The organism is Wenyingzhuangia sp. IMCC45467 (assembly GCF_054111205.1).
In genome coordinates this window covers 860,471-885,513 of the sequence record NZ_CM134196.1, presented here as the reverse complement: position 1 = coordinate 885,513, position 25,043 = coordinate 860,471, and the positions used below count along the sequence as shown (strand labels likewise).

Here is a 25,043-nt window from a genome sequence, read left to right as displayed (position 1 = left end):
AATTATTATGAATCAAGATAAAATTGATTTGTACAGCCCGCTAAAAAAGTATTTTGGCTTCAACAAATTTAAGGGTTTACAAGAAGATGTAGTGAGGAGTATTGCAGAAGGAAACGACACCTTTGTAATAATGCCAACAGGTGGAGGAAAATCACTTTGTTATCAACTTCCAGCGTTAATGAAAGAGGGAACGGCTATTGTGGTTTCACCGTTAATTGCATTGATGAAAAATCAGGTAGATGCTATTAGAGGTATTTCAGAACACCAAGGAGTTGCACATGTATTAAATTCATCATTAAACAAAACAGAAATTGCTAGGGTAAAATCTGATATAGAAACAGGTATTACCAAGCTTTTATATGTAGCTCCTGAGTCTTTAACTAAAGAAGAATATGTTGATTTTTTAAAAACTCAAAACATTTCTTTTTTTGCTATTGACGAGGCACATTGTATTTCTGAATGGGGACATGATTTTAGACCAGAGTACAGAAACCTTAGAAAAATTATAGAAAGAATTGGTGATGTACCAATTATAGGTTTAACAGCAACAGCAACCCCAAAAGTTCAAGAAGATATTATAAAAACTTTGGGAATGAACAATGCCAATACTTTTAAGGCATCGTTTAATCGTCCTAATTTGTTTTATGAAGTAAAACCTAAAACAAAAGATGTTGTTACAGACATCATTCGCTTTATAAAACAAAGACCAGGTAAATCAGGAGTCATTTATTGTTTGAGTAGAAAAAAGGTTGAAGAACTAGCCCAAACATTGCAAGTAAACGGAATTTCAGCACTCCCTTATCATGCTGGTTTAGATGCCAAATCAAGATCAAAACATCAAGATATGTTCTTAATGGAAGATGTTGATGTAATTGTAGCAACCATTGCTTTTGGAATGGGAATTGATAAACCAGATGTTCGTTTTGTTATTCACCATGATATTCCTAAAAGTTTAGAAAGTTATTATCAAGAAACTGGTAGAGCTGGCCGTGATGATGGTGAAGGATATTGTCTTGCGTTTTATGCTTATAAAGACATAGAAAAGTTAGAGAAATTTATGGCAAACAAACCTGTTTCTGAACAAGAATTAGGTCATGCTTTGTTACAAGAAGTTGTTGGTTATGCAGAAACTTCTATGAGTAGAAGACAGTATTTGTTACATTATTTTGGAGAAGAGTTTGATCCTGTAAACGGATTAGGAGCCAAAATGGATGACAATACTAAAAATCCTAAAAAGCAATCAGAAGCTACTGATTGTGTAACAAAATTATTAAAAGTAGTTAAAGGTTCTAAAGAAAAATACAAAGCTAAAGATTTGGTAGCTACTCTAATGGGGAAAGCAAATGCCATGCTTATTTCTCATAAAACCAATGAAAGAGATTTCTTTGGAATAGGAAAAGATAAGAGTAATGAATATTGGACAGCATTGATTCGTCAAACCTTGGTAGCAGGGTATTTGCGTAAGGAAATTGAACAATATGGAGTGGTGAAAATCACCAAACAAGGATTAGATTTTCTTAAAAAACCTGTTTCTTTTATGATGACAGAAGATCATGTTTATGTTGATGAGGATGATAAATCTATTATTATAGCAAATGCAAAAAACAAAGCAGCTATTACAACTGACGAGCAGTTAATGGGCTTGTTAAAATCTTTGCGTAAAGATGTAGGTAAGAAAAAAGGAATTCCTCCTTATGCTATTTTTCAAGATCCTTCTTTAGAGGATATGACCTTAAAATATCCAACTTCTATTGAAGAATTATCAAACATTCATGGTGTAGGAGACGGGAAGGCTAAAAAATTCGGAAAAGAATTTATTGCTTTAATAGCTAAATATGTAGAAGAAAATAATATAGACAAACCAGATGATATGGTAGTTAAAACTACTGGAGAAAAATCTGGATTAAAATTATATATTATTCAAAATACAGATCGTAAGTTGCCTTTAGAAGATATTGCTAGAGCCAAAGGGCTAGAAATGTCAGAATTGATTAAAGAAATAGAATCTATTGTTTTTTCAGGTACAAAATTAAATATAGACTATTATTTAGAAGATATTTTAGATGAGGACCAACAAGAAGAGATTTATGATTATTTTATGGATGCTGAAACGGATAATATAAAATTAGCTATTGAAGAGTTTGATGGAGATTATGATGATGAGGAACTAAGGCTGATGAGAATTAAATTTATTAGTGAAGTTGCGAATTAATAAAATTTGTTACAAATACCTAAAGCTAAACAAAGTATAGAATGATGAATATAAAAAAAGTTAAATTTTTTGTACAATGTTTTATGTTCATCAGTGTTACCATATTATTGAATAGCTGTTTTAATTCTAAAAAGAAATCAAATCAAAAAGAAGTAGCATTAACTACTTACCCTAGTGATGTCATTCCATTTATGAAAGAATGGAAGGTATTATGTGGTGATGGAACTAGAAGTGAAAATTTAATAAATTATGAACATAAAGATTTTTTTTATGTTTCTAATGATGGAAAAACAGACTGGGTAGTTTATAAAACACCAAATTCAGGAATTACTTCTAAAACATCCAGTAATACCAGAACTGAGTTGGGGCAAAAAAAACAATGGAAAACAGAAGTAGGAGGTAAGTTAACAGGTACTTTAAAAGTAATGCATGTTTCAACTTCTGGAGATGCTAGGGTTGCAGCTTCATATTCTGTTGTGGTTGGACAAATTCATGGAATGGAAGGTCATGAAAATGAACCTTTAAAAATTTTTTACAAAAAATTCCCAGGTCACAAAAAAGGTTCTGTTTTTTGGAACTATGAAATTAATACCGAAGGATCCAATTCAAAAAGATGGGATTACTCCTCTGCTGTATGGGGAAATAATATGTCTGTTGTAGGAGATAGCCCAACGACTTATCCTGAAGAACCAAAAGATGGAATTGAAATTGGTGAGGAGTTTAGCTATGAGGTAAATGTATATAAAGGTATTATGTATATTACTTTTACAAGCCAAGGTCATGAAACTGTAAAATTTACTAAAAACTTATTAAAGTCTGAATTCTCAAAAAAATCAGATATTCCTCAACAAATTCATTCATTGTATGCTGCAATTGGTAGAGATGGAGTTGAGCAAGAAAATGCATATGCAAATCAATTACAGATTTTTAAACAAGGAGCTTATAACCAAACCAATGGAAAAGATCCTGAAAAAAACATTGTTTGGAGTACAGGAGCAGAAACATACAATGGAGATATTGCCAAACAATATGCAAATGGATGCTATACAGAAGTATGGTTTAAAAATAGTTCTTTAGGAGAAGGTACTTTACCGGTTGGTGAATAATAAATTTATAGTTGAACGTCATATCCGTAGTCTTGTAAAATTTTTTGAGCCATATTGGAAAACAAAAAGTCATAAAAAGTCATAGCTAATGGATTTATTTTGTTTTTATGTTTAATAACAACGACTCCCTGTTTAATTGGGGTGTAATTAATTTTATTTATTTCAATCCAATTTCCTTTACCTTTCATTTCTGGAGATAAAACTACAGACATTGCTGTAAAACCTATTTCTGCAGATTGTAAAGTTATAAACTGATTGGTTTGAGAAATACTTTCACCATAAACCAATTTATCTTTTATTTGATTATATATATTTATGTTTTTTAAAACTTCTACAGAAGCATATCCGTAAGGAGCAGTGTCTGGATTTGCCAATGCAATATGATTTATTTTAGGATTGGTAAATTCATCTAAACTAGGATGTACATTTTTATCCATAGACCATAAAACCAACTTTCCAAAAGCATAAACTCTAGGTTTTGTATGAGTAAAACCAGATTTATAGACTTCCTTAGGGTATTTCATGTTAGCAGCCACAAATACATCATAAGGAGCTCCTTCTTTAATTTGTGCCGTTAATTTACCCGATGAACTAATTACAATTTCACATTTAATTCCTTTTTCTTGGTAAAATTTTTTCGCAATTTCTTTCATTGCAAATTGCATATTTGCAGCAGTAGCAATTACAACTTTTTGTTCTTTTTTGTTTTGTTTAGGATTACACGCACTTATAAACAAGCAAATAAACAATAAATAAAATATTGTTTTAGACATCATATAAAAGGGTTAATTATTTAGCTAAAAAAATAGTTAAAGGAGTTATAAACTTGTTAAAGCTTTCTATGTGAGGTAAATGTCCAATATTGTTAATTTCTACCAATTCACAATTAGGAATTTTTTGTTGTGTTATTTTTCCTAAGTTTTCATATAGTCCCATTGTCTTTCTAATTTTTTCAGATACTAAAGGTTTGCCTAAAGCGGTTCTATCTCTTGTTCCAATAATTAATAATGTAGGACATTTAATGTTTTTAAACTCATAAACCACCGGTTGATTAAAAATCATGTCATAAGTTAAAGCAGCATTCCATGCAATTTTTTTATAATCAGAATTTAAAGTCCAACCTGCCAAAAGGTTAACCCATTCATCATATTCTGGCTTCCATTTGCCATCGTAATAGCTATTTAATTGGTATGTTTTAATGCTTTTGTAAGTTTTCTTTAATTCAGATTGATACCACCAATCTATAGTTTTATATGGAACTACTAGTTTCCAATCTTCTAAACCAATAGGGTTTTCTAGTATTAATTTCTCTGTAGTTTCAGGGTACATTAAAGCAAACCTAGTGGCTAACATTCCACCCATAGAATGCCCTAAAATGGCCGTTTTGTCAACTTTTAAGTAGTTTAATAAAGCTTTGGTGTTTTTTGCCAATTCCTGAAAAGAATATTGAAATTGTTGTGGTTTAGATGATTTACCAAAACCAATTTGATCAGGAATAATTACACGATATCCTTTTTTTGTTAATGCCTTTGTAGTAGTGTTCCAATAAGCACCATTAAAATTTTTTCCATGAAATAATACAATAGATTTTCCGTTAAAATTATCGGGTTTTACATCCATATATCCCATTATAAGCTCTTGTTGTTGGCTTTGTATTGTAAAGTTTTTTACAGGATAAGGATATTCATAATTACTAAGCATTAGGTCTAACCATTGTAGTTTTTCATTTTGAGAAAATAAAGTAAAACAACTAGTTAGAAGTACTAGAAATATTTTAATCTTCATAAGAGAATTTTAAGGATTTGTTATGGACTAATCTACAACTTTAAAGCAAAAATGTTGCCAAGTAAATATAGTTAAAAAGTGATTTTTTATGATTTGTCTTTTTTGAGTTATTCCTTTAGTTTTAAATTCATCCTTTTCTAAATAAATTAAAATCACATAAAAAATAGAATTGAAACACCTAAAGAAATCAACATGCTTTTTGATTTTCAAAAGTTTTGTTTGTGTAGTATATTGTTATTGTTACAGTTTTTTTTGCTGTATTTTCTGTTTCTTGGGTGTTTTGTTGTTATATGTACAATTTTATAGGTTTATAAGTACAATATTATTTGTTTGTGTTTTGTTTTGTTAGCAAATTGCAAGTGTAAACTAAACAATTATATAAAAAATTAAAAATGAACTTATTTAAGAAAAAAATTAAATTGCTAGTAATATCAATATTATTTATCTCTGCTTGGAATTTTAGTGCACAGACATTGGCTTTTCCAGAAGCGACTGGATTTGGGAAATACACAACAGGAGCAAGGGGACATGCCAATCCACAAATTTATTTAGTCACCAATTTAAATGATAGTGGTCCAGGGTCTTTTAGAGATGCTGTAAGTCAGGAGGGGAGGTTTGTAATATTTAAGGTTGGTGGAATTATTAATTTACAATCGGCCATTGTAGTTGCTAAGAATACAACAATTGCTGGTCAAACAGCTACTGGAGAAGGAATAGTTTTATATGGTCCAAGAGTAACATTTACAGGAGCAAGTAATACCATTGCACGTTATATTCGTATTCGTTTTGGTGGGGCTGCAAAAAACCAAGATGCTTCGGGTTTATCTAATGGAGAAAATATGATTTTTGATCATATGACCTTTACTTGGGGAACAGACGAGGTGTTTTCTATAAATTGGGATGGTAAAGGAACAAGTCCAGATAATATTACAGTACAAAATTCTATTATAGGACACGGTTTACATAGACACAATCATTCGGCCGGTGGATTAATTCAACCTTCTGGAGGTAAAGTAAGTTTAATAGGGAATCTTTACATTGGTAATAAAACACGTAACCCAAAAGTAAAAGGTATTAATGAGTTTGTAAACAATGTGGTTTATAATTGGGGTAATTATGGAAATACATATGGACATACGGAGTCAGGAGAAGCTTATATTATGGGAGGAGATTCTGATGGAATTTCTAATGTAAACATTATTAATAATTATTTTATAGGAGGTCCTAATACAGGAACCACAAGAACAACTCCTTTTAACAGAGGAAATGCGAACTTCTTTTTATATGGTTCTGGAAATTATTTTGATAACGATAGAGATGGAAATCTTAATGGTGATTTAGTGCCAGAAGATTTAACAGGATACCCAACAGGAGATGAATCAAGTATTCAGCTTACTCCTTATGATTATCCAATGAAAAATCCATCACTTTCAGCGCAACAAGCTTTTGATAATGTAGTGTTAAATGTAGGAGCTTCTTATCCTAAAAGAGATCAGGTAGATAGCTTAATGATTGATGATTTAAAATCTAAAGGATTAAAAGCTTTTTATGTTTATAGAGAATCTGATTTACCATTTACTAACGGAGGAGTTGGTCATGTGTATGCTGCACCATCTCCATTAGATTCAGACAATGATGGAATGCCAGATACCTGGGAAGATAATAATGGTTTAAATAAAAATGATGCAGCCGATGCTTTAATAGAAAGTAACACAAATGCACCTTATTTAAACATTGAGGTTTACATAAATGGATTGGTAAATCAAACACCTCCAGATTTTATTATTCCTCCATCAGACATTACTTTTTTAAATGAATCATCAACAGAAACACCACCAAATAGTTCTTTAACAGTTAAGTGGAATGATAATGCTAACAATGAAGAAAACTATGTATTAGAACGTTCTACTAACGGAGTAGATTTTAACGTTATTGAAACTTTAAGTGCAGATGTTGTTACTTATAACGAAACAAATTTAATACCCAATACAAAGTATTATTATAGAGTTAAGGCAACTAATAGTACGGGGGGGTCTGTGTATAGTCAAATTACCTCTGTTACAACACCTCAAATTCCAACAGCTCCATCAAAAACAACTGTTGTAACTCCAAGTATAGGGTATAATTATGTTGAATTATCTGGAGGAAGCACAACTTTAAAATGGTCTGGGAGTGATAACACAACGACTTATTCAGTTTATTTTGGGACAGATGTTTCTAACCTAAGTAAAATATCAGATGTGAACTATTCTTCAAATGCGTTGTATGAAGTAAATAACTTAGTTGATAACACAAATTATTTTTGGAGAATTGATGCAGTAAACGATAAAGGAATTACAACAGGAGATGTTTGGGAGTTTAAAACCATAGCAAATATTCCAGAAGAAATGGTTGGGTATTGGCCTTTTAATGAAGCTGTTTTTGATGGAGGAGATATAGATGATAAAACAAGTTATAATAATGTTGGAGTTTTAGATGTTAATTATGATAATGCAGATGTTAGGGTTGATGGAAAAGCTAATAATGGATTAAATTTTTCAACTTCTCCAAACGATACTTATATGGTAAACATTCCAAATAAGGATCAAATATTTTTAAATAATAGTTCATTTACTATTTCTATATGGATGAAAGCTGCCACCGAATTAATGCCAACAGGGTCTAATAGCGCTTATTTATTATGTAAAGGTTCTTTTAGTCATAACGAATCTACTGGAGGAACAGGAAAACGTTATAATATTGAATTTAAAAGTAGTCAACTACGTTTTGCCATAGATGATAATGTAACAAAAAAAGAATTATCAACGAGTGCTAGTTCTTTTTTTACAGGTGATTGGGAAAATATAGTAGTTATGAGAGATATTACAGAGCATAAATTAAAATTATACTTAAATGGAAGCTTTGTTAGTGATCTTGATGAAACTGGAGTTGGTGGTATTGCAGAAGTAAGTGATTTAATTTTGGGAAATATTGGTGAGTACGAATTGTTGGCAGGTACTAGTCCAGCTCCATATAAAGGATTAATAGATGAACTTAAAATATTTAATTATGCTTTAAATGCATCGGAAGTGGAAGAGTTGTATGAAAATGTATTATTGAGTAATAATAATATCAAACTGAATAAGGTTAAGATTTTTCCGAATCCAATAAAGGACAAAATAAATATAATTTTACCTAACAGTAAATCATCTACTTTAAATGTTTTAATAAAAGATATAACAGGTAGAGAAGTTTTAAAAAGCAATGAAATTTATGATAACAACGGAGTGTTTACGTTTAATATTTCAGATAAAATATTACCAGGTGTTTACATATTAAGTGTAGTAGATAATAATGTAAACATAAATAAAAAAATAGTTATTGAATAAATATATTGATTATGAGAGTTTAGTATTTGTTTTAGCTTCTTTTTATTAATAAAAGAAGCTTTTTTAATAATAAAGAATATAATCATAGTATAGTAAAATACATACTGTTTTTTACAAAAGACATACCAGTATGTTTTGTTTTATATGCATTGATTTTTATGTTTTAAATATTGACCTACGATCAATTTTAGAAGTTTACTTTATAATAATTCAATTTATTTGTGTGTAGTTGTTTTTTTATTAGCTACTAGTTTGGTTTTTTGTTTTGTAAAATCAAACTAGTGTGTTTTTAAAATGAAATATTATCTTTGGTCTAAAAATTGATAACTAAAATTTTATTGTGTTAAAAAAATAAAATTTGCTGAAAAAAAAATTGAAAAGATGAATATGTTAAAAGATTTGCGGTTTGAAAATAACCCCAATAAATTTAAATATTTACAAATTGTAGATTGTTTTATAGACAATATATCAAATGGAAATATTAAAAAAAACGAAACAGTACCTTCTATAAATGTCTTTAGTAAAGAATATAACGTGTCTAGAGATACAGTAGAAAAAGCTTATAAAGTTTTAAAAAGAAAAAATATTATTGCTGCAAACAAAGGGAAAACAACCTATATAAGTAGTACTGATATATCATTAAAGAAAAATGTGCTTTTTTTAATGAATAAAATAAACGACTACAAATCAAAAACATACAATTCTTTTATAGAAAATTTAGGAGATAAGTTTCATACAGATGTAGAAATTTATCATGGAGATGAATCTCGCTTTTTAAAACTAATTGAAAAAAATATAGGTAATTATGATTATTACGTTATTATGCCTCATTTTAAAAGTAATAATTTAAAAGATTTTTCTTTTTCCAAAAAAGCTATAGATATTGTAAATAAAATACCAGCAAATCAACTAGTAATATTAGATAATAATGATTTATCCGTTAGCGGTGATATTATAGAAATTTATCAAGATTTTGAAAATGATGTGTATAATGCTTTAAAAGAGCAAAGAAAAAAACTTTTAAAATATAAAAAAGTAATTGTAAGAATCCCTAAAGACACAAAATATCCATATCATTATAAAATATTAAACGGATGTATTAAATTTTGCTCAGAATACTTTATAAAATATGAGGTTTTAAATGACTCATATGAAAACTCAAAATTAAATAAAGGAGAGTTACATTTAACAATAGAAGATGATGATTTGGTAAAAGTTATTGACATTATTACCGATAAGAATTTAATCTTAGGAAAAGATATTGGTGTTATTTCTTATAATGAAACTCCTTTAAAAAGATTGTTAGGAATTGCTGTTATATCAACCGATTTTAGAATTATGGGAGAAACGGCAGCCAATATGTTAAAAGAAAAAGAAGTTGGTAGAATTAAAAATCCATTTAGGTTGATTGATAGAAAGTCTATTTAAGACAATCTTTTTTTATAAACATTATTTCAACTTTACATAAGTACTTTCTACAATAGTTTTATTTGTCATATGGATAAAATGGAATATATTTGTTAACGTTAACGATTAATAATTTCGAAATAGATAAAATAAAATGAAAAACTTTATTAATGATCAGTTTTTACTTCAAAATGATAAAGCAGTTGAATTATATAATGCAGTAAAAGATCTACCAATTATAGATTATCACTGTCATTTACCTCCAGATGAAATAGCAAATAATACATCATTCCAAAACATTTCTCAAGCTTGGTTAAAAGGAGATCACTATAAGTGGAGAGCAATGAGAACCTTAGGTGTTGATGAAAAATATATAACAGGGAATACACCAGATGAAGAAAAGTTTAAGCAATGGGCATCTACAGTTCCTTATGCAGTATTAAATCCATTATATCACTGGACTCATTTAGAAATGAAACGTTATTTTGGAATAGACGAGTTACTTTCTGAAAAAAATCACGCTAGTATTTACGAAGAAACTTCTGTAAAATTACGTTTACCAGAATTTAGTACTCAAGGATTGATTAAGAAAATGAATGTTGAGCACATTTGTACTACTGATGATCCGTTGTACGATATGGGATATCATGATGCTATTAAAGCACAAGGAAATTCTTTTAAAGTAACAGCTTCTTTTAGACCTGATGGGTTTATGAATATAGAAAGTGAAGGCTTTATTGAATACATGGAAAAATCTGAAGAAATATATAAAAAAGATATTAGTTCTGTTTATGATTTGATTGATTTTATTGGAGAAAGAGTAGACTTTTTTGATGAAAAAGGATGTAGAATTTCTGATCATGGTTTAGAAAATGTTTGTGCTGCAGATTTCGATTTAAAATCAGTAGATGCTACTTTCAAAAAAAGAAAAGATAACAAAGTATTAACAGCTCAAGAAATAGAAGAATACAAATCAGCTATCTTGGTAGTTCTTTTTGAAAAATACCACGAAAAAGGTTGGGTACAACAATTACACTTAGGAGCTTTAAGAAATAACAACTCAAGAAAATTAAGCATTTTAGGACCAGACACAGGTTGGGATTCTATTGGTGATTTTCCTCAAGCACAAAGTTTGTCTAAGTTTTTAAACGGCTTAAATAAAAAAGACAAATTAGGTAAAACTATTATTTATAACCTAAACCCTGCAGATAACTACGTTTTTGCTTCTATGATTGGAAACTTTAATGAAGGAACTATGAAAGGAAAAGTACAATATGGTGCTTCATGGTGGTTCTTAGATCAAAAGAAAGGAATAGAAGATCATTTTGATGCTTTGTCTAGTTTAGGACTAATTTCTTGTTTTATTGGAATGTTAACAGATTCTAGAAGTTTCTTATCTTATCCAAGACATGAATATTTTAGAAGATTATTATGTAACTATTTTGGAGAAAAAATCCAAAACGGAGAGTTGCCTAACGATATGCCTTGGTTAACAAAAATTGTACAAGATATTTGTTATAACAACGTAAAAGGATATTTAAATTTTTAAGATATAAATATTAAAATACATTAAAAACTTGCTAATTAATTTAACTAAATTAGCAAGTTTTTTTATATACAGAATTTACTTTTTAAAATGGAAAAACCTATAGGAATAAAAGAAATAGCCAAACTAGCTAAAACCTCTATAGGAACGGTTGATAGGGTTCTTAATAACAGAACAGGAGTTTCAATAAAAACCAAAGAACGAGTTTTAGAGGTTGTAAAGCAAACAGGATATGTAAAAAACAACATTGCTAGTAGGTTAAAATTATCTGCAGGTAAAAAAGTAAATATTGCAGTTGTTTTACCCAAAGGCAATACCGATATTAGTTATTGGAATCTTCCTAAAAATGGAATTAAGAAAGCATTAAATGAGCTAAATAATTTCGGAGTAAAAGCTGATTTTATGGATTTTAGTGTTCATGATATTATTCAATATAAAAGCATTGTAAATAAAATTATAAAAGGAAATTATGATGGAGTGATCTCAGTGAGTTTGTTCGAAGGTTTTACAGAAAAACTTATTCATTTTTCTGAAGTTAGTAACAAACCAATTGTTTTTATAGATAGTAAAAATGATAAGGTAACAAAAACTGATTTTATTTGTCAAAATTCATTTAAAGCAGGAGAGGTAGTTGCCAGACTATTACATAATGCCATTGGAGATGAGGGAGAATATGTTGCTTTAACATTGAAAGAAAATGCTGCTTTTCAAGGAAATCAAAAAGAAAGAGAGTTAGGTTTTAAAACGTTTTTAAATTCAAAAAGTAATAAAATTATAGTTCACTCAATTGTACATAATATTGATAAAGGTTTAGATGAAAATAAAGAGTTGCAAAAACTGTTGAGTTTAAAAGGTAAAAAAGGAGTTTTTATTACAAATTCAAGATCCTATATTTTTACAGATTTTATAATTTCTAAAAAATACAAAGACATTCAAACTATTGGATTTGATTTAAATGAAAAAAATATAGAGGCTTTAAAAAACGAAAATATTCAATATTTAATCAATCAAAAACCAGAGTTACAAGGATATCAATCATTGATGAAAGTTTTTCAAAAAATTACTCAGGACGACAATATATCTTTAACGGTAGATATTCCTATTGAAATTATTATAAAAGAAAATTTACAAACTTCAGTAGATATTTTATAAGCAACTCCAACAATAAAAAAAGGGATTTCAAAATAATTTGAAATCCCTTTTTTAGTTTTAAACTTCAATATACTTATTATTTTTTCTGAAATATTTTACTAAATACTAAGAATAAAATACCACATAAAATCCAAGTTGGTAAAGTAACAAATGATAAAAATACATCAAATTTTATAGAGATAAAGTAAAACAGACCAAAGCTAATTGCCCAAGCAAATAATATTGATTTGTTGAATTTTATTCCAGCTACTTCTGCATAATTTTTAGTAATTCCAAATTTCTCTGCAAAGAAATGTTCAAAAACAATGACTGCTCCAACCGGTGCTAAAACAAACCCATAGAAAGCTACAAAATCTAATAATTTCATTGCAAATGCAGGGAATAATCCAGCAATTGTAGCAACTGTACCAGCAATAATTGTTACCCAAAAAGTAGAAAGTTTAGGCATAATAGCTTGGAAAGCTAATCCAGCTCTATATATAGTTGGGTTGGCTGTTGTCCAACCTGCTAATACCACAACTAAAATTCCAAATACTCCAATAGCATTATAAGCCATAGGTCCTGGAGCAACAGACGGTGCAGCACCAGTAGCAATCACAGCTTGTGCCTCAGGAGTTTTTAAATAAACAGCAAATAATAAACAAGCAGCTATCCATGCCATATAATGTCCTATATACATTCCTGCAGCAGTTGTCCATCCTGCATTTGCTTTTTTAGCAAAACGAAATACAGATAAATCAGACATTCCAATATGCATAGCACCATTGGCAAACCAAGACCAAATAACAATATGCCAAAAAGTATATTTAATTTGTCCAGGGTAAGGATCAGAACCTTCTCCCCAAATAGCCCAAAAATCTGAAAAACTAGAGACTCCTAATTGACTTAATGCAACAATACCACTAATTAAAAAACCAAGAACAATAACAGGAGACATCCAGTTAGCTGCTTTAGCTACCGTATCATATCCTTTAGAAGCAATAAGAGATATTACAGCTCCAATGGCTAATACAATAATTACCCATGTCAGACTATTAGGCATGGTGTCGGTTAATTTAGGCATTTCCATATCAAAAGGAATTCCAACGGCTGTTGCAGAAACAGTAATCATAGATCCTGCTAAAAAACAAAATAAAACACCGTTGGCTAAATTATAACCTGTTACTAATTTTTTACCACAAATTTTTTCTAATTGATAATACAAAGTCAATCGGTTTTTAACAGCAACTTCGGCAGTTAAAAATCGCCAACTTAGTACAGCCAAAAGGTTTCCTAACAAAAGACCAATAATTAAATCAAATGCACTTACACCAGTGGTTAAAAATAAAGGTCCAATTACAAATTCTGTACCAGCAGCATGTTCTCCTGCATACATCCCTATAAAACTTTTCCATCCTTTTAATTTGGACTGGGGAACAGGTTCTCTTTCAAATTCTCCCCCTGCAATTTCTTCAATTTCTTGTACTTCTGAGATATTAGTTTGGCTCATTGTGATAGTTTAATGTTTATTTAAAAAATTACGTAATAATAAATGGTACGTGTTTTTTTAGTGAATAATTAGTTTTTAAAAACTTTGAATTTAATTTAGAATCTGAAATAGCAATAGCAGCTCCTAATGCTGATCCTAATGATGAGTTGGTTGATCTCAACTTCATCTTTCTAAAATGATGAGATAGTAATTTGATAAAAATATCATTATCACTAAATCCTCCATCTACAAATAATCTTTTGATATCAGGGTCTTCTCCTGTAGCTATTTTGATGTTTTCTACTTGAATAAGTACAAGTTCTATCATTAATTGATGATAAGCTTCTTCAAAAGTTTCAAATTTAAGAGTTGTTTCTTTTGGAGTATTTTTATTTTCTATAACATTCCATTTAAAACAATATGAAAAGTTTTCTGACAACTTAGCATAAATATCGTAGTTAAATGCAACTGTTTTATGATTGTCGTGAGGAACGTTATAAAATTCCGTTAGTTTATGAGCTTGAGATTTATATTCGCTACCCAATAACAAACGAGCTGATTTAACGGCTTTACCGTTAATTCTCATATAATTTAAACATCCACTAAGAATTTCTTCTTTAGTTAAGTTTGTTTGTGTAAACGGATTTAAAGAAACACTCCATGTACCTGTTGATACCAAAACAAATTTCTTTTTAGAGCTTCTTACATAAGGTAATAATGCTGAAGAACTATCGTGAATACCTACACCAATTTTAATACGCTTACCGTTGTAATTCATATTAATACTCGTTTCTGTAGATACAATTTGAGGTAGCTTTGTATTGATTCCTTCTTTGTAAACCCACTCGTGATAATCTTTCTTTTCGTAATCCCACAAACCTGTATGGCAACCTATACTAGTATATTCGCTCAAAGCAATGTCTGTAAACAAATAACTCATGTATTGAGGTAAGTGTAGAGAATACTTAATCTTTTTGTAAATCTCAGGTTTGGTGTGTTTAATCCAGTACAATTGCATTCCAGAATTTAACATTCCAGAATTAGGTGATCCTGTTTTTCTAGTAAACTCTTCTTCAGGACCATATTTTTCATAAAATGAAGCAATTAATTCTTCATCCATGGGTTTTGTATAGTTGTATAACGGAGTTAATAATTCTCCGTTTTCATCTAAATGAACAAAACTAGCTCCATAGGTTGAAAAATTAATTGCTTTTACATTGTACTCTTCCGAATCCAAAATACGATGGAATAATTCTTTCAACCATTTTTGTAATTCAGGTAAGTTTTCTGTAGGATAACCGTCTTCATCAGTAATTTCGTCAAAACGAGCATATTCTCTATAAACCTCTTTGTACTTTTTGTCAAAAAGAAAGAATTTTTTATTCGTTTTTCCGATGTCGAAGACTGCAGTTACTTTTTGTTTCATGTAAATAGATTATAGACCAGTTGCTACTGTATTTCTACCTCTTTCTTTAATTAAATAATTTCTTACATCTAACTCACGGTATGCTTTTATTGGACTAATAGCACCACCTCTGTTAACTCTAGCTTTTTCAATTAAAGGACGAACATCTGTTCTATAAGCTCCTTGTAATATTTCTTGACATTTTACAACATCATTGTCTAATTGAGCAGCTTTTAAGGCAGCTTGATCTACTAATAATGCTTTTGCATATGCTTCTTGAATGGCTTCTAAAGATTGAATTAAATCTTCTAAAGGATCTTTTACGTTATGACTTGCATCAATCATCCAAGCCAAATCTGGATTTTGAGGGTTGTTAGCCATACCATATACCAATTCATTAAAAATTAAGAACAAAGCATAAGGTTTAATACTTCCAACAGTTAAATCATCATCTCCATATTTACTATCGTTAAAGTGAAAACCTCCTAATTTACCTTTTAAACTTAAAATAGAAACAATTTGCTCTATGTTACTGTTTGGTAAATGGTGACCTAAATCAACCAAAGTATAGGCTTTTTCTCCACACTCATTAGCTAACATTAATGATGCTCCCCAATCTTGAATAACCGTACTGTAAAAGTTTGGTTCGTAAGGTTTGTATTCAATTAACATTTTCCAATCTTCTGGAATTTCTTTGTAGATAGATTTTAAACTATCTTGAGTGTTTTGAAAAGCTGTTTGAAAATTGTTTTGACCAGGAAAACAAGATCCATCTGCTAACCAAACAGTTAATGCTTTAGAACCTAACTTGTTTCCTATATTGATAACATCAATATTATGTTGAATAGCTTGTTCACGTATTGCTTTACTAGTGTTACTTAAAGAACCGTATTTGTATGATTCTTTAGCATCTTTTTGATCTTGAAACGTGTTAGAGTTTACAGCATCAAATTTAATATCTAACGAAGAAGCCAATTCGCTAACAGCATTATAGTCTTGAGGCACATCCCATGGAATGTGTAAAGATACAGCTCCAGCAGTTTGTGTTAAAGAATGTAAAATTCCAACATCTTCTATTTTTTGTTCAAGAGTAGTTGGTTCACCGTAAAAACCAAAACGTCCAAAACGAGTTCCTCCAGCTCCTAAAGCCCAGCTAGGAATCGCTACTTGGAATTCAGCTAATTTTGATAAAATAGTATTTACATCGTGACCATTTTTAGTCAATTTATTAGCTAAAAAATCAAAGTTATCATTGTGGTCTTCAAGAATGTTTTTGTTAACATCTTGAATATGTTGGTTTTGTATTTTCATTTTTTTAAAATTTGGAAAAAAAACTCCCATAATTTTTGACTATGGGAGTTTGTAAAGTAAATATTTTATTATCTCACGAAAGCATTTGCCATACCTCCATCAACATTTATAATGTTTCCTGTAGATTTGTCTAAAACTCCTACGAAAGAGAAAACACCATTTGCAATATCAGCAGGGGTAATAATTTCGTTTAATAAGTTTCTTTTTGCATAGAAAGCAGGTAATTCTTCAACGGTTATTCCGTTAGCTTTAGCTCTTCCTTCTGCCCAAGCACCTTCCCAAATTTTACTACCAACAATAACTCCATCAGGGTTCACTGTGTTTACACGTACTTTATCTTTTGCTAATTCAGCAGCTAATAAACGCACCATGTGTTGTTGTGCAGCTTTTGCAGTTCCGTATGCAACGTTGTTTGGTCCAGCAACCAATCCGTTTTTACTTGCAATAGAAATATAATCTCCTCCTAAGTTTTGTTTACGAGTAATTGCAGAGAATTGTTTAGCTAAATCAAACTGACCTTTTACTAAAATGCTTTGTAAAATATTCCAATCTTTATCAGTAGTATCTTCTAAAGCTTTAGAAATTGCCAATCCAGCACTGTGAACAACAATATCAATTCCTCCAAATTCTACACAAGCTTTTTTGTAAGCAGAAGCAATAGAATCAGGGTTTGTTACATCACAAATAGCATAAGTAGCAACATCTCTTTTATAAGTAGCATTTGCTTCAATTAAACTTTGTTCGTTAATGTCTGTTAATACAATGTTTGCTCCTTCAGCAGCCAATTTATCAGCAATAGCTTTACCAATTCCACCACCTGCACCAGTTACCAACGCAACTTTACGAGATAATGGTTGTTCTTTTGGCATACGTTGTAATTTAGCTTCTTCTAATAACCAGTACTCAATATCAAAAGCTTCTTGTCTTGGTAAAGATGTGTACTCAGTAATTGCTTCAGCACCACGCATTACGTTAATTGCATTTACGTAAAACTCATTAGCTACACGTGTAGTTTGTTTGTTCTTTGCAAAACTAAACATACCAATTCCTGGGTAAATAATAATTACTGGGTTTGCATCACGAATAGCAGGGCTATTGTCTTTTTTACAAGTATTGTAGTATTCAGCGTATTCAGCTCTATAAGCTTCAAATGCTGGTTCTAATTTTTTTAAAATTGCCTCAGCATCAGATAAATCTTCGTTTTTGTCTAATGTTAATACTAAAGGTTGAATTTTAGTTCTTAAGAAGTGATCTGGACAAGAAGTTCCCATAGGAGCTAATCTTTCTAAATCATTACTGTTGATGTATTCCATCACCACGTCAGAGTCAGAGAAATGACCAATCATTCTGTTTTCTGAAGAACATAAACCTCTTAATAAAGGCATAATTTGAGCTGCTTTTTCGTAACGCTCTTCTTTTGGTAAACTTTCAATTTTTTGACCACCAAAAACGCTACCTTTTTCAGCTATTTTTTTCTCGATAAATTCAGAAGCCATTTCAATAACTTCTAAACTATTCATATAACATTCGTAAGAAGTGTCTCCCCAAGTAAATAAACCGTGAGAACCTAAAACGATTCCTCTAATTCCAGGATTGTCAGCCAAACATTTTTCTAACTGTAAACCTAAATCAAATCCAGGACGTTGCCAAGGCACCCATCCCATAGTATCACCCCAAATTTCTTTGGTTACTTTTTCACTGTCTTTAGCAGCAGCAACAGCAATTAAAGCATCAGGGTGTAAGTGATCTATATGTGCAAATGGTAATAAACCATGTAAAGGTGTATCAATAGATGGTGCTTTACTATCTAAATCGTAAATACAGTGGTCAAACAACCCAACCATACGGTCTTCGTCTGCCATTCCACCATATACATTTTTTAAATCTCTTAATCTTTTTGTGTATAAACCAGCAATTCCTGCTCTGTCTAAAGTTCCGATGTCTCCTCCAGAACCTTTTACCCACATAACCTCAACTTCTTCGTTAGTTAAAGGATCTGTTTCAATTGTTTTACAACTAGTGTTTCCACCTCCATAGTTGGTAATTCTTAAGTCTGCCCCTAAGATATTAGAACGGTATAAGAATAATGATACTTGATCATCTCCTAAAGCTTCCGCTTTTTCATTGTCCCACAGATAGTCAACGTACTTGAAGTTTTTAGTCTGATTTTCCATTTTTAATTTTGATGTAATTATATTATGTAATACTCCAAAAGTAAGCTATGAACAGAGGGATTCTATCCTGTACTGTACTGATGAAATTAAAATAATTTTAAAAAATTAACAATGTAAGATACAATAAATTGATTAATTTATTTTTTTTAGATAGACTTTCTGTCAATAAAATTAAATGGAATTTTTACTTTTCCTTTTTCTTTGTTTAAAATCATTTTGGCTGCTGTTTCTCCCATGATTCTAAAATCTGTAGACATAACAGTAATGCCAAGTAGTTCTTTTAGAGGGGTTTCGTTATAAGAAATAATTCCAATGTCGCTACCCAAAACATATTCATCTTCTCTAATTTGTTTGATGAGCTTAACCAAATCAGACTCTTCAATAGTGATGAATAAATCTCCTCTTTTTAAAATCATATCATCATAAACTTCATCAAGAATTTCAAAGTTTAATTTATTTTCTACACAAAATCGTCTAAATCCGTGTAAAATTCTTTTTGGATATGGGTATACAGATTTTGAAGGATATACAAGTACCAGATGCTCGTATTTTGTAATTTTGTTGATTCCCTTGTTTAGGGCTTCGTATATATCATTTTCAAAATCTTGATAAACTTCTATAATATCTCCATCTGCTCCAAGCTTGGTATTATCTAGAACCACCAATTTTTCTTTTGGGATTTTTTGAATGGCATTAAAAACCTCATCTGTAAAACTAATATGTCTTAAATTATCAGTTTTAAAATGTGGCATGATTACATAATAATCATAACTAGATTTATATTTGTTTAAGAGGCTTAAAAATACAGATTCATCACAATGATAAACATGAATGTCCACATGGGAGTTAGCTCCAATGGCATTTATAAACGAATCGTAAATTCTAGTTTTATATGTGCTTAGTTTGTTTACAAGAAATAGGATATTAACTTTTGATATTAACTTGGTTCTTGTAATATAATAACCTTTACCTCTAATAGAAGAGATAATGTTGCGTTGTTTTAAAATACTATAAGCTTTTTCTACCGTATCTCTAGATAAATAAAACTCTTCACTAAACATATTTATAGATGGAATTTTCTGATCCATTACAAAGTTTCCAATAGATATATTATGAATAATAGAATCTACTATTTGCTGGTATTTTGGGACCCTTGAATTTTCATCAATGGTAATAAATTTTGTCATCCCCATTGTAGTAGTTGTGTTTGGTTAAAAGATGCTTAAAATAAAGAAATGTTGATTATTTAAATAAACAAAATATATATCATTTAATAACTAATAAATAGATAAAAATTACGATTAAATATTGTTTATTTAGCAATGGCAAAGGAAGTTAAATTAAACATTAAAACAAAATATTAATCGTAGTCAAAACAAGTAAGTAATATTTGTTTTATTTCTAGAGTCGGGTCAGGGCAGGATAGTTCTTTGTTAACTAATAGATATTTTTACAATAATAAATAATGATGTTGACCTTAGAATCGAGTTTGTTATTTGTTTTTTAAGCTCATTTAGTTATGGGTTTCATGATAAAAATGTCTATATTTTTTAGTTTAGTATAGTGATTAAGTATTTTTTTTACACAAAGGCCTTTCAAGAGATTGAAAGGCTTTTTGTTTTGTTCTTAATTAAAAATAAAGTCAATATATTTTTTATCTTCGACGGAAATAAGGTTTTTAAAAATCTAATAAGAATTAATGAAGGTATCTGTAGTTGTTGTAAATTATAATGTTCGTTATTTTTTAGAGTTGTGTTTGTATAGTGTGCAAAAGGCTTTAAGGAATATTGATGGGGAAATTATAGTTGTAGATAATGTATCTAAAGACAGTAGTTGTCAAATGATAAAGGAACTTTTTCCGGAAGTTGTTTTAATTGAAAATTCAGAAAATGTTGGGTTTTCTAAAGCTAACAATCAAGGAGTAGCTGTGGCTAAAGGAGAATATGTGTTAATTTTAAATCCAGATACAGTCGTTGGAGAGCAGCTTTTTAATGAAATTTTACCTTTTGCAGATGATCAAGAAGATTTAGGTGCTTTAGGTGTTAGACTTATTGATGGTACTGGGAGTTTTTTACCAGAAAGTAAAAGAGGATTACCAAGACCCAAAACTTCTTTTGAGAGAATGATTGGTTCTAATCATAGTGGATATTATTCTAGTTATTTAACTAAAGATGGTATAGGTAAAGTTGAAGTTTTGGTAGGGGCTTTTATGTTGATGAAAAAAAAACGTTACATAGAGGTTGGTGGTTTTGATGAGGACTATTTTATGTATGGTGAAGATATAGATTTAAGCTATAAATTAACACAAGCAGGATATACTAATTATTATAATGGAAAATCTGTAGTAATACATTATAAAGGAGAAAGTACTCGTAAAGATGTAAGGTATTTAAGACATTTTTATGGTGCGATGAATATATTTTATGCCAAACATTTTAGATTAACTGGTTTTGATCATTTTTTGATGAAAATAGGAATAAAATTGATTTTTTTAATAAAATATTTTAAACTCAGTAATGCTCCAATTTTAACAAATGATACTACAAAAATTCTCTTTGTAGGAGATAGAGATGTGACTTCTAATTTACAGTTACAGAAAGAGATTATTCAGGTGCTTGCTCAAGAACTGATAAAGTTAGAAGAGTATATTAGGGAATATGAAATTGAGGAGGTATGGTTTGAGGAAGGGGTGTTGTCTTATCAGGAAATTATCAATCAAATAGGGACTCATAGGTTTAATGAGGTTTTGTTTAAAATATTACCAATGAAGACCAATTTTTTAATTGGTAGTAATACTGTTGATGGTAGGGGTGAGGTAATATTTTTAAACTAAAAAACGACTATGAAATCATAATCGTTTCTAGTTATTTTTTATCCCAATCTTTTTTGGTTCTAAGTCTTTTGTATAGTTTTACCATCATCATTAAAGTAACAGAAAATAGTAGAATGCCTATCACTCCCCATATCCATCCTATGGCGTTTTTTAATACCACTAAAAATACAATAGCAAATAAAATAATAGTAGCTACTTCGTTCCATAAACGTAATTGCATGGTACTGTATTTACAAATGTTGTTTTGTAGTTGTTTGTATATTCTATGACAAATAAAATGGTAAAAATATAAAGCAAAAACAAAAGATAATTTTACCCACATCCATGGTTGTTCTAAATAATGAGGTAATAAATACAGTAAGTAAAAGGCAAAAAGACTTGCTAAAATAGCGGAAGGCCATGTGATAATTAGCCATAATCTTTTTTCCATTAATTTGTATTGTTTTTGTAAAATGAATCTAGCGGGTTCTTCCTTTTCTTCTGCTTCTGTATGATAAATAAAAAGACGAACCATGTAGAACAAACCGGCAAACCATGTAACTACAAAAATAATATGTAAAGATTTTACGTATAAATATTCCATCGTTTTAGTTGTTTAGCCATTCATTTAACCAATTACTAACTATTTTAACCCAGTCATCTCTATCATTTAAACAAGGAATGGTGGTGAATTTTTCTCCGGTATTTTCTTCAAACTCATGCTTGGCTTCCATGCCAATTTCCTCTATAGTTTCTAAACAATCTGCCACAAATGCAGGAGTTACAACAGCTAATTTTTTTATTCCGTTTTGAGCTCTATCATTTATGGTTACATCCGTGTAGGGTTGTAGCCATGGATCTTTTCCTAGTCTAGATTGGAAAGAAGTACTGTAAAATCCAGGTTTTAAATTTAGTTTTTTTACAACTCCTTGAGTCGTAGCATAACATTGATGTCTATAACAAAACTCATGTGCTTCAGATTTGGTGTTACAACATTCTCCATTTAATTGACAGTGTTTTCCGGTAACATCAGAATTTTTAATATGTCTTTCTGGTACTCCATGATAAGAAAATAACAGATGATCATATTCTTCTTTTTCCAAAGTTTCTTGAATACTTTTAGATAAAACATCAATATAATCCTGTTTGTTATAAAAAGCAGGTAAAGAACTTAGATTGATGTTTGGGAATTTGTCTCTTATAATTTTTTCTGCTAACACTACAATAGTTTCAGTAGTAGCCATGGCAAATTGTGGATACATGGGTACTAATAAAATATCAGTTACTCCTTGGTCTGCTAATTCAGTAATTCCAGTTTCTATAGAGGGGGTTCCGTATCGCATAGCCAAAGCTACAGGTGCTTCTACTTGTTTTTTTACTTTGTTAGTGAAATTTTCGGAAATCACAATTAAAGGAGACCCTTCTTTTGTCCAAACTTTACTATATGCTTTGGCAGATTGTTTTGGTCTGGTGTTTAAAATAATTCCTTTAACTAACAAGCATCTAGTTAGGTAGGGAACATCAATCACACGTTCATCCATTAAAAATTCATCTAAATAATTTTTCACATCTTTTACAGATGTGCTGTTTGGGGAACCTAAGTTTACAATTAATATTCCTTTCATTATAAATGATTATTTGTTGTTAGTTGCTTTGTTATTTCGTACAAGCTTACACTAAGACTGTTAATTACGTTCATAGAAGAGTTTTTTCCATACATAGGGATATATATGCTTTCGTTACAAAGATTTAAAGCTTCTTGGTTAATCCCAAATCTCTCAGAACCAATTAACAAAGCTATTTTTTTATGTGTACTAAAATTGTATTGATGAATATTTTTGCTTTGGTTAGTTATCTCTAAAGCTATAATAGTATAACCATCTTTTTTTAAAGAGGTGATTAATGAGATGATATCATGATAACTAATAATCTCAATATTTTTTTCAGTATTTCTAGCTGTTCGTTGTACTAACCTGTTATCTGTGTTAGGAGAGTTGTCATTTAAGTAAAATGTTTTTACTCCAAAAGCTTCAGAAACTCTTAAGCCCATTCCTACATTTTGAGGAGTTCTTAATTCTTCTCCAATCACAATTAACGGAAAATCAATAAAATTATTTACAGTTTTACTGTGGTCTAACTGTTCCATTAAGCATTGTTTTGTTTGGTAAATTGTTTAGGTGTAATGCCAAACTTTCTTTTAAAAGCAGCAATAAAATGACTAGAATTGCTGTAGCCAACCTTATTTCCAATTTCGTTTACGTTTAGCTGATTTTCTGTTAATAGTTTTTTAGCAAACTCTAATTTATAGTTTAGTAAAAATGTAAAAACAGGAGCTCCATAAACTTCTTTAAATCCTTGTTTTAATTTTTTAATATTTAAGCCTACCGATTTAGATAATTCTTCTAATGATGGAGGATCGGCCATATTTTCTATAATAATGTCTTTTACTTTTTTTAGCTGACTTAGTGTGTCTTCGTTGGCCATAAAAGGACAATTTTCATTGTTGTTATCCTCAACATTGCTAAAATAAAGACTAAACAATTCAAACACTTTTGCTTTTAAAAATAAGTTTCCTAATGGAGAATTATCTTGTTTACTAATAATTTGATGTAATACTACTTGTTGAGAAGGAGTAGTGGTTTTGGTTTCAATAATAGGTTTTCCTACAACAAAATTATTATAGTTTAATAAGTAGTTGTTTTCATCACTAAATAAAGAATGAAAATATTGTACAGGCACAAGCATGACTATCATTTGAGATTCTTCTCCCATCTCAAACAAAATATTCATTTTATCATCCTTAAAATATACCATGCTAGATTCATTTTTTTGCAATTCCACAGCACAGTGCTCCATATTAAAAGCAACCTTAGAAGTGTTTTTTAAATTAAAGAATAACTGAATGTAGTTTCGCTCAGTTTCAAATCTATAGTATTGTTTTTCAGATTGATAGTTGTCTAGAATTAATAACGAAAATAAGTGTTTTTCATCTATAAGTATCTTAGTACTTTTGTCGATGTTTTTATATTTTGTGGGATCAAAATGTATCATCTTTTTATCGCTATTTTTATTGATGTATGTGGCAAAATTAAATTAATTATCGCAAAATAAGTGATTATAAATAATGTTTTTATGATGAATATCATATTTTTTTACTATCTAAACATCAATAAAACTTATGGTTCTGGTTATTTAGATGTGTTTTAAATTAGGGAGAGTACCTTATTGAGTTGTTATTAGTTCTTTTGTCGATGTTTTTAAAGGAATATTGGTGGTACTTTTGTCGATACTTATGGT

At 29.8% G+C, this 25,043-nt stretch carries 18 protein-coding genes; 7 read left to right on the top strand and 11 right to left on the bottom strand.

Features of this window, described 5'->3' with window-relative positions:
• The first annotated feature begins 7 nt into the window (after nucleotides 1-7).
• Nucleotides 8-2,212 (top strand): RecQ family ATP-dependent DNA helicase, encoded by a 2,205-nt coding sequence (locus tag ACXGQT_RS03870; protein WP_457830091.1) that lies wholly within the window; start codon nucleotides 8-10, stop codon nucleotides 2,210-2,212.
• A gap of 41 nt (nucleotides 2,213-2,253) precedes the next feature.
• Complete coding sequence (locus ACXGQT_RS03865; protein WP_457830090.1) at nucleotides 2,254-3,318, top strand: polysaccharide lyase family 7 protein; 1,065 nt, start codon at nucleotides 2,254-2,256, stop codon at nucleotides 3,316-3,318.
• A gap of 5 nt (nucleotides 3,319-3,323) precedes the next feature.
• Here ACXGQT_RS03865 and modA read toward each other — a convergent pair whose 3' ends face one another.
• On the bottom strand, nucleotides 3,324-4,091 hold the full coding sequence (gene modA / locus ACXGQT_RS03860; protein WP_457830089.1) for a molybdate ABC transporter substrate-binding protein: 768 nt from the start codon (nucleotides 4,089-4,091) through the stop codon (nucleotides 3,324-3,326).
• A gap of 16 nt (nucleotides 4,092-4,107) precedes the next feature.
• Nucleotides 4,108-5,103, bottom strand: a complete 996-nt coding sequence (locus ACXGQT_RS03855; protein ID WP_457830088.1) for an alpha/beta fold hydrolase — start codon at nucleotides 5,101-5,103, stop codon at nucleotides 4,108-4,110.
• Nucleotides 5,104-5,495: 392 nt separating this feature from the next.
• Here ACXGQT_RS03855 and ACXGQT_RS03850 point away from each other — a divergent pair, with 392 nt between their 5' ends.
• The 4 genes from ACXGQT_RS03850 (at nucleotide 5,496) to ACXGQT_RS03835 (ending at nucleotide 12,576) form a co-directional block, all read left to right on the top strand.
• On the top strand, nucleotides 5,496-8,471 hold the full coding sequence (locus ACXGQT_RS03850; protein ID WP_457830087.1) for a LamG-like jellyroll fold domain-containing protein: 2,976 nt from the start codon (nucleotides 5,496-5,498) through the stop codon (nucleotides 8,469-8,471).
• A 381-nt stretch (nucleotides 8,472-8,852) separates the two neighbouring features.
• On the top strand, nucleotides 8,853-9,899 hold the full coding sequence (locus tag ACXGQT_RS03845) for a GntR family transcriptional regulator (RefSeq protein ID WP_457830086.1): 1,047 nt from the start codon (nucleotides 8,853-8,855) through the stop codon (nucleotides 9,897-9,899).
• Between the two features lie 133 nt (nucleotides 9,900-10,032).
• The gene (uxaC, locus tag ACXGQT_RS03840; RefSeq protein ID WP_457830085.1) at nucleotides 10,033-11,427 is read left to right on the top strand and encodes a glucuronate isomerase; all 1,395 of its coding nucleotides are present in this window, start codon (nucleotides 10,033-10,035) and stop codon (nucleotides 11,425-11,427) included.
• Nucleotides 11,428-11,514: 87 nt separating this feature from the next.
• A complete protein-coding gene (locus ACXGQT_RS03835; RefSeq protein WP_457830084.1) occupies nucleotides 11,515-12,576 on the top strand; it encodes a substrate-binding domain-containing protein in 1,062 nt (353 codons plus the stop codon).
• A 76-nt stretch (nucleotides 12,577-12,652) separates the two neighbouring features.
• Here ACXGQT_RS03835 and ACXGQT_RS03830 read toward each other — a convergent pair whose 3' ends face one another.
• The 5 genes from ACXGQT_RS03830 to ACXGQT_RS03810 form a co-directional block, all read right to left on the bottom strand.
• Complete coding sequence (locus ACXGQT_RS03830) at nucleotides 12,653-14,065, bottom strand: purine-cytosine permease family protein (RefSeq protein ID WP_457830083.1); 1,413 nt, start codon at nucleotides 14,063-14,065, stop codon at nucleotides 12,653-12,655.
• A gap of 28 nt (nucleotides 14,066-14,093) precedes the next feature.
• Nucleotides 14,094-15,470 carry an FGGY-family carbohydrate kinase gene (locus ACXGQT_RS03825; protein WP_457830082.1) on the bottom strand — a complete coding sequence of 459 codons (1,377 nt, stop codon included), beginning with the start codon at nucleotides 15,468-15,470 and terminating at the stop codon, nucleotides 14,094-14,096.
• A gap of 9 nt (nucleotides 15,471-15,479) precedes the next feature.
• Entirely contained in the window at nucleotides 15,480-16,760 is a 1,281-nt protein-coding gene (locus ACXGQT_RS03820; protein ID WP_457830081.1) for a sugar isomerase, read from the bottom strand.
• Nucleotides 16,761-16,828: 68 nt separating this feature from the next.
• Nucleotides 16,829-18,934, bottom strand: coding sequence for a bifunctional aldolase/short-chain dehydrogenase (locus ACXGQT_RS03815; protein ID WP_457830080.1), 2,106 nt, complete (start codon nucleotides 18,932-18,934; stop codon nucleotides 16,829-16,831).
• A gap of 146 nt (nucleotides 18,935-19,080) precedes the next feature.
• Nucleotides 19,081-20,121, bottom strand: a complete 1,041-nt coding sequence (locus tag ACXGQT_RS03810) for a GntR family transcriptional regulator (RefSeq protein WP_457830797.1) — start codon at nucleotides 20,119-20,121, stop codon at nucleotides 19,081-19,083.
• Between the two features lie 512 nt (nucleotides 20,122-20,633).
• On the opposite strand from ACXGQT_RS03810, the gene ACXGQT_RS03805 reads away from it, so the two are divergent.
• Entirely contained in the window at nucleotides 20,634-21,767 is a 1,134-nt protein-coding gene (locus ACXGQT_RS03805) for a glycosyltransferase family 2 protein (RefSeq protein WP_457830079.1), read from the top strand.
• A 31-nt stretch (nucleotides 21,768-21,798) separates the two neighbouring features.
• On the opposite strand, the gene ACXGQT_RS03800 is transcribed toward ACXGQT_RS03805, so the two are convergent.
• From ACXGQT_RS03800 to ACXGQT_RS03785, 4 genes are read right to left on the bottom strand one after another with little or no spacing between them, the layout of a single operon-like run.
• Nucleotides 21,799-22,350: a CopD family protein gene (locus ACXGQT_RS03800; protein WP_457830078.1), complete on the bottom strand. Its 552-nt coding sequence runs from the start codon at nucleotides 22,348-22,350 to the stop codon at nucleotides 21,799-21,801.
• Between the two features lie 4 nt (nucleotides 22,351-22,354).
• A complete protein-coding gene (gene hemH, locus ACXGQT_RS03795; protein WP_457830077.1) occupies nucleotides 22,355-23,371 on the bottom strand; it encodes a ferrochelatase in 1,017 nt (338 codons plus the stop codon).
• Complete coding sequence (locus ACXGQT_RS03790) at nucleotides 23,371-23,892, bottom strand: TrmH family RNA methyltransferase (RefSeq protein ID WP_457830076.1); 522 nt, start codon at nucleotides 23,890-23,892, stop codon at nucleotides 23,371-23,373. The genes hemH and ACXGQT_RS03790 overlap by 1 nt, the downstream gene beginning before the upstream one ends.
• Entirely contained in the window at nucleotides 23,892-24,797 is a 906-nt protein-coding gene (locus ACXGQT_RS03785; protein ID WP_457830075.1) for a helix-turn-helix domain-containing protein, read from the bottom strand. Before ACXGQT_RS03785 ends, ACXGQT_RS03790 begins: the two co-directional genes overlap by 1 nt.
• Between the last annotated feature and the right edge of the window lie 246 nt (nucleotides 24,798-25,043).